This window comes from Microcoleus sp. Pol11C3 (genome assembly GCF_036701485.1).
Lineage (GTDB): Bacteria > Cyanobacteriota > Cyanobacteriia > Cyanobacteriales > Microcoleaceae > Microcoleus.
Genome location: NZ_JAUBQW010000204.1, coordinates 1 through 7,244, shown reverse-complemented (window position 1 = coordinate 7,244; position 7,244 = coordinate 1). Strand labels below are relative to the sequence as shown.

Here is a 7,244-nt window from a genome sequence, read left to right as displayed (position 1 = left end):
GCCTTATCTTTAGTTGAGTTTGAATATATCGGTCGCTCCTATTCATAGTTTGCGATCGATTATTCAGCAAGCCCTATGTAACTACTCGCTCATTAAAAATAGTCCCCAAATAATCCAGGAAAAAGTGTATAAACCATTGTTAAACTGTTAAAATACTGAGCAGAGCCTCTAAGATGTGACGGTTTTTGGCTCGCTTTTTTTCAGAGATATAAAATCTGGCAACTCGGGATAAGTTTTGTAGGGTATCTAATTATTTTTGGGTGCGTTCAACATTTTTTACAATGCCGATCGAGCTTTAAGGAACGATCGCTAATTTTCCCGCTCGTCGATCGCCCCTGGAACGACGATGCTCAATTTCAGCAGTTGACGAGCGGCTGTTAAGGGTTCTTCCTATTCTGGCGTTGTAAAATAGCGAGAGTTTTCTTCAGTTTTTTGAGGATAAATCTCATAGTCACACTACCACGTATAGGCTCACCCGGGCGTCAAATTCATCGATGAATATCGTAAGATAATGCCTGTATCTAGTTTAAGGCGTTGCCGGCGAGATTTACTTTTTTACAGGTTTTGCGATCGGCAGCGTTACTGTAAATGTACTGCCGACGCCTTCTTCACTGATCAAAGTAATTTTGCCACCGTGCAAGTCCACGCATTTTTTAACAATGCTCAGCCCCAGTCCAGTACCGGGAATTCGACCGACATTTTTAGCCCGGTAAAATGAATCAAACAGCCGTCCTTGGTCTGCTACAGGTATGCCAATTCCTGCATCCTGTACCGAAAAGATAGCCTCGGTTTCAGTAACTTTTAATTCAAAGATTACTTCGGTATTTGGGGGAGAATACTTAATAGCATTTGACAGCAAATTGCCCAGAATGCGCCGGAGCAAGCTTACCTCCAAAGACACCATCGCCGATTGACTGTGATTCACAAAAATCAGCGTCACCCGATCATTTTCAGGTTTCAACTTCAGACTGCTATGAAATTCCGCTACCAACTCATTACACAACTTTGCTAAGTCTATCGGTAGCAAGGAAAAGCCTGTTTTTCCTGACTCAACACGCCCCAGCAGCAAAACATCATCTAATAACAAATCTATGCCTTTTGCCGCTGCTTGAGTTTTGTCTAGAAGTTCTTGTGTTTTCTCCTCTGTTAATGTCAACTTGTACTTGCTAAGAAGTTGTGTAGTGCCGATGATGAAATTCAAAGGATTGCGAACGTCGTGGGCAATCATGTACAGCAAAGATGTTTTCATCTCGTTGAGTTCCTGGGCTGTTTGCAGAGTGCGATCGAGTTGGTCGTGAGACAATTTGAGAGTTAAAGACAACTGGCGCGATCGCAGCAAAATCTCTACCCGCGCTTGCAATTCTATCTTCTCGATCGGAGCGATAATCAAATCGTCAATACTTTGCCAAATAAATTGCGTTGCCATCCCTACATCGGAGCGGGATGTAATCAAAAGAAAAGGCAAGCATACCGGGTGTTCTGCCTGTTTTTGGGCTGCCACCCATTGCCAGTGCCGTTTCAGGGCAAGACCGTCAATTATCGCCAGGTCAAAAGATTGATTAAATGGTAAAAAATCCTCACTATTTTCTGTTGAGTGTGGCAGCAATACCTCATAGTAAACTGCTAGCCATTCTAATAACAGGCGGCGATTTTCTTTTTGTTCGACAAGCAATAAAATTTGACTCACGCAGGTTCTCCTAGCAAGCTGTGAACAATTCCCAGCAAATCTCTAACGATCAAAGGTTTTACTAACATATTCCGAGCCCCGTGGCAGAGGCTTTCGTGCTGAATGGCAGCGCTTTGTTTGGGCGAGAGTATCAGAAAAGGGATTTGGTGATTTCGCAGTTTTTCGCAGCACTCCCAAATCCGGCGGTCGAAACCAGAAATATCTACTAAAGCCATACCGATCTTAGTAGGCTGACTGATAGCTTGTGCAACATCTTCCAAGCTATAAGCCGCGATCATCTGGTATCCTTCTTTGTTGAGAAATTGTGCTAATAGTTCCAAGTTTCGCTGATTGCGGTCTACGGCTAAAATTATTGAGTTGCCAGTCATTTCTCAGCTTCCTCTGAATACGGGTTATACCATTTTAGATTTTAGATTTTAGATTTTAGATTTGGGAGTGACTGATTATATATGGGTTGGGAGGTGGCCTAAAGTGGGATTCTTTTTTTTATCTGGTATTAGCTTACGTTTTGGCGAGCTATTACATCGGTTTTCAGTTGAGTGAAGTACAGATGCTCGGGCACAGGATAGGGTTCCGTACCCCGTGCCTCTACTGTATTTCATAGAATTGAAAACTCCTAAAAAAGTCGGAAAATACACAATTTTACCCATATATTTAAGTTTTGCAGGAATTAGGGTAGTGGTGAGGTGCGCGCACCGCGCACCCTACTGATTAGTAGATTCACGACTGCAAAATTAGCTGCAATTGCCCCAAAACAGCACGACAAACCCGGATTCAATCTTCATCGGGTTCCCCCTCAATCCACACCGGCGCCGAACTCAAAATGCCGCGCAGCCCCCGTATCGGTTTGCTGACTTTGATGCCGTAGCGAGTAATCTCGAGTTCTCGCAGAGTTCTCTCAAAATTGCTGACTCGTTTTTTAATTACTCCGATCGCCTTGCGGATTTCTGTCCTATTATGCAGTTGGCGTTCCAGATAACGTATAAACAGAAGATTATCCGCCAAATAGCTAATCCCGATCTCGGTCAGCCGAAAATCTCCGCTAATGGCTTCTACCTCATTAATCAAGATAACGGTGACTCCCATATTCTTCAGATACTTACACAAAGCGTGCAAATTGTTCACCAAATCTTGCCCCTGCATCGAAAGCTGATAGCCAGAAATACTGTCAAGCATCACAATCCGCGTCTTTTGCTGCTCCACCTCCTGGCGTACCATACAGGCAAACTGATCCGGCGAGTACAGCAAAGGTTCCACAGGTATCACGGAAAGACTTCCTTGCCCAATCATCGCCCCAACCGGGATGTTAACTGATTCGCAGCGCTGCAGCAGAGTTGAAGTTGACTCCTCAAAAATGTAAACTACCGATCGCTCCCCCCTTCCTGCGGCTTCCTTCATAAACTGAATCCCCACCGTCGTTTTACCAACGCCGCTAGGCCCGCTAATCACCGTGACAGTCCCCCGTTCCAGTCCCCCGTGCAGCAGTTCGTCCATTTCTGGAACCCCAGCAGAAATCGCTTCAGCAACAAAGTCCTGTTGAAAGTTGTCCGGAAGCAGTCGCGGAAATACCTCCATACCAGCCTGAGTCAGACGCAGCGAATGGCGGCCGCTGCGGAAGTTGGAGCCTCGCAGCTTGGTGACAGACAAGGCGCGTCCTTCAGGGCGCAGTTCCAAGTAAATTACTCCGTCGCTGATGAATTGCAAATCGTCATCGGGAGCACTTGAAGTGCCTTCGGAGGTGAACACCACCGTCGCCCCCCCTTCCACCAAAAACCGCAGAAAAGACAAAACTTGCTTGCGAAACTGAAACTCATCCGCAGCTAAGTAGCGAAATTGAGTGATTGCGTCCAAAAACACCCGTTGTGGCTTGACAGCTTGGACTCGTTCGATAATCTTTTGTGTAGTCGGTTCTCGCTCCACCTCCGAGGGGGAGAAAATGTCATAAGTCTGAACTTCTGTAAAAAATTCTGACGATGGACTCAAATCCAGGAACGCCATCGCTTCAATATCAAAACCGAGACTTGTGGCATTGGCCCGCAATTGCGCTTCCGGTTCTCCTAAAGTAATAAACAGGGGCGTTTCTCCCACAGCCACACCTGCTGCCAAAAAGTGAAAGCCCAGTGTAGTCTTGCCAGTACCCGGGCCGCCGCGCACCAGATAAGAGCGTTGAGAAATTAGGCCGCCGCCAATCACTTCGTTGAGACCGGTAACTCCCAGAGAAATTCGGTTTTGAGACATTTGTTTCTTCATGTTTTGAATATCGGGCCCGTATTAATATTTAATGGTTTTAGGCTGTGTTTTGATAATTTTTTTTACCGGGCGTCTGATAACCTTCATGAAATCTTTTTCTACCGAAAATTACGTTAGCACACAAGAATTAGAAAGTATTGTCGGCACTGCTGGCATCAGTCTGCGACAGTACACAGAGGTATTTTGGCAAGAACGGGTAGAAAAAGCAGTTGTCCCGGGCACGAAAATAGATTGTACCGTTTACCCAAATACTCAGGAAGAACTGGCGGCGGTGATTGCTTGGGCTGGGCAAAATCGCTGTGCAGTCTTGCCGACGGGCAGTGGTAGCAAACTCGATTGGGGGGGTTTAGTTAAATTAGACTCCGATCCCCCCCAGCCCCCCTTAACAAGGGGGGAGCAAGATGTTGTCAAAGTCCCCCTTTTTAAGGGGGATTTAGGGGGATCTCCTGATGCAGCGGGGCTTGTGGCTGTCAGCACTTCGGGTCTGAACCGGCTTGTAGAACACGCTGTGGGCGATTTAACCGTGACTGCGGAAGCGGGAATGAAGTTTGCCGATTTACAGCAAATTTTAGCCGCAGCAGGTCAATTTTTGCCGATCGATCCGGCGTATCCGCAAGAGGCTACTTTGGGCGGCATTGTCGCTACTGCTGATGCGGGTTCCTTGCGGCATCGCTATCGCGGGGTTCGCGATTTGCTGTTGGGAATTACCTTTGTGCGATCGGACGGTAAAATTGCGGTAGCCGGAGGTCGAGTTGTTAAAAATGTCGCCGGTTACGACTTGATGAAACTGTTTACTGGTGCTTACGGCACTTTAGGCGTTATCAGTCAAGTAACTTTCCGAGTTTATCCGCTGCCTGAATCATCGGGAACCGTAGTGCTGACGGGGGAAATTAATGCTTTAGCTCAAGCAACTCAAATCTTATTGTCTTCTGCTTTGACTCCGACAGCCGTTGATTTGGTGTCACCTGATTTAGTAGCACAATTAGATTTAGGAAAGGGCCAAGGATTGATAGTAAGATTTCAAAGTATCGCAGAAAGCGTTAAAGAACAATCAGCCCGCTTGCTGGAAGTTGGCGAAAAGTTGGGTTTGCAAGCAAATATCTGTGGCGATAATGATGAGCATCAGTTATGGCAAAGATTGCTAGAAACAATGTGGGATTCTGGCACAAACTCGGCAATTATTTGCAAAATAGGAATCAGACCATCGGAAGCTGTAGCGGCAATTAACGAGCTGCCGGTACAGGACGCTTTGATTCATGCAGGCAGCGGTTTAGGGGTGGTGCGGTTTGAGGCTGCGACTGCGGCAACGCTGTTGCAGGTACGCAGGGGGTGCGAAGCGAAAGGCGGTTTTCTGACTGTTTTAGCAGCGCCGACCGACATCAAGCAACAGTTAGATGTTTGGGGCTATACTGGAAGTGCGATCGATTTAATGCGCCGGATCAAACAGCAGTTTGACCCGGAAAATATTTTGAGTCCTCATCGTTTTATAAGCGGTATTTAGTTTCAAGTTTGTAGTCAGGACTTCTGTAAAAAGTGGTTTTACACGCTACTTATAGCGGAAAATTTCGCGCTGCAAACCTACATATAAAGCTTCTGCATAAATTCCATTAAACTGACTAAAGTCCTGGCTACGAAGAAAAACAATTAGGTAATATATATATGCAAACTTCAGAAAAATCTCCAGTTCCCAGCGACGATTTAAGACCTGCCAAAGAAAGCAATTTTCTAGCACAAAATCCCCACTTGCAAACCCTCGAAATCCCAGGTTTCGACGCCAACAATCCGCCCGATCCCAAATTAATCGATACTTGCGTACACTGCGGCTTTTGTTTGTCAACTTGTCCGAGTTATCGCGTACTTGGCAAAGAAATGGATTCGCCTAGAGGCCGCATTTATTTAATGGATGCAATTAACGAAGGCGATGCACCTTTAAACGAAGCCACCTCACAGCATTTCGATACTTGTTTGGGCTGTTTGGCCTGCGTTACAACTTGTCCTTCTGGAGTTCAATACGACAAATTAATTTCCGCAACTCGCCACCAAGTTACCAGAAATCAGGAACGCACTTTTTCTGACAATGTAATTCGCACTCTGATTTTTAATCTCTTCCCTTATCCCCACAGATTGCGGCCGTTGCTGGTACCTCTGTTTATTTATCAAAAATTAGGACTGCCAAAACTAATTCGCAAAACAGGCTTGCTGAAAAAAGTATTTCCCCGCTTGGCGGCGATGGAATCAATTTTGCCGAAAGTTACTGTTGATTCTTTCCGGGATAATTTACCAGAGGTAATTCCGGCAATAGGTGAAAAACGCTATCGAGTCGGTGTGATTTTAGGCTGTGTGCAGCGGCTGTTATTTTCGCCAGTTAATGAGGCTACTGTGCGTGTTTTGACGGCTAACGGTTGCGAGGTTGTGATTCCTAAAAGTCAGGGATGCTGTGCTGCTTTGCCGGAACACCAAGGCCAAGCGGAACAGGCGAAAGCTTTGGCGAGACAAATGATTGATAGCTTTGAAAATACTGGCGTTGATTTTGTGATTATCAACGCTGCTGGCTGTGGCCATACTTTGAAAGAATACGGTCATATTTTAGCAGATGACCCTGATTATCGGGAGAAAGCTGAAAAATTTGCTGCTAATGTTAAGGACGTGCAAGAGTTTTTGGCAAGTGCGGGAATTACGGCAAAACTTAATCCTCTAATTGAAGGAGATTTGACAATTGTTTATCAGGATGCTTGTCATTTGTTGCACGGGCAAAAGATTAGTTTGCAGCCGCGTCAGTTGCTGCAACAAATTCCGGGGGTGAAGTTAAAAGAACCTGTGGATGCGGCTTTGTGCTGCGGGAGTGCGGGGGTTTACAATATGCTTCAGCCGGAGATTGCTGATGAATTGGGAGTCCAAAAGGTGGAGAATTTGCTGAATACTGGGGCGGAGTTGATTGCTTCTTCTAATCCGGGTTGTTCTTTGCAAATTAAGAAGCATTTGGAGTTGCAGGGAAAGGATGTTACTTTGATGCACCCGATCGAGCTTTTGGATTATTCGATTCGCGGGGTGAAGTTGCTGAGGAAGTAGTTTTGTAGGGCGGGCGGTGTCCGCCCTATTTTCGATGTGCCGCGCCTGTGAAGGAGATTTTTTTTAATGAATTGTAGGAATTCACAGGCGGGGCGCCTGTTCCACAGAGGAGCGTCGGGTGAAAAGTTGCAAATTTATCGCCCTGATGGCGAACAGTTTAGAACCCACATTCCGCACCCCCAACTGGCACATAGGCGGATTGAGGGGGTAAAAGTGAATCATCCGAGACAATTATGAG

Annotated in this window: 5 protein-coding genes; 2 read left to right on the top strand and 3 right to left on the bottom strand. The window is 46.0% G+C overall.

Translation table 11 applies throughout. The features are described 5' to 3' along the window. Positions 1-547 precede the first annotated feature (547 nt). The 3 genes from QUA40_RS26775 to QUA40_RS26765 form a co-directional block, all read right to left on the bottom strand. A complete protein-coding gene (locus QUA40_RS26775) occupies positions 548-1,687 on the bottom strand; it encodes an ATP-binding protein (RefSeq protein ID WP_333131507.1) in 1,140 nt (379 codons plus the stop codon). Continuing rightward, positions 1,684-2,055: a response regulator gene (locus tag QUA40_RS26770; RefSeq protein ID WP_333131505.1), complete on the bottom strand. Its 372-nt coding sequence runs from the start codon at positions 2,053-2,055 to the stop codon at positions 1,684-1,686. The genes QUA40_RS26775 and QUA40_RS26770 overlap by 4 nt, the downstream gene beginning before the upstream one ends. A 406-nt stretch (positions 2,056-2,461) precedes the next feature. Next, positions 2,462-3,925, bottom strand: coding sequence for an ATPase domain-containing protein (locus QUA40_RS26765; RefSeq protein WP_333131503.1), 1,464 nt, complete (start codon positions 3,923-3,925; stop codon positions 2,462-2,464). 97 nt (positions 3,926-4,022) lie between these two features. Here QUA40_RS26765 and QUA40_RS26760 point away from each other — a divergent pair, with 97 nt between their 5' ends. Continuing rightward, a complete protein-coding gene (locus tag QUA40_RS26760) occupies positions 4,023-5,438 on the top strand; it encodes an FAD-binding oxidoreductase (RefSeq protein ID WP_333131502.1) in 1,416 nt (471 codons plus the stop codon). Between the two features lie 158 nt (positions 5,439-5,596). Next, positions 5,597-7,006, top strand: a complete 1,410-nt coding sequence (locus QUA40_RS26755; RefSeq protein ID WP_333131500.1) for a heterodisulfide reductase-related iron-sulfur binding cluster — start codon at positions 5,597-5,599, stop codon at positions 7,004-7,006. Positions 7,007-7,244 lie beyond the last annotated feature (238 nt).

Coding starts and splice junctions, on each gene's coding strand:
- QUA40_RS26760 (WP_333131502.1), top strand. CDS start 4,023: ATGAAATCTTTTTCTACCGAAAATTACGTTAGCACACAAGAATTAGAA.
- QUA40_RS26765 (WP_333131503.1), bottom strand. CDS start 3,925: ATGTCTCAAAACCGAATTTCTCTGGGAGTTACCGGTCTCAACGAAGTG.
- QUA40_RS26755 (WP_333131500.1), top strand. CDS start 5,597: ATGCAAACTTCAGAAAAATCTCCAGTTCCCAGCGACGATTTAAGACCT.
- QUA40_RS26770 (WP_333131505.1), bottom strand. CDS start 2,055: ATGACTGGCAACTCAATAATTTTAGCCGTAGACCGCAATCAGCGAAAC.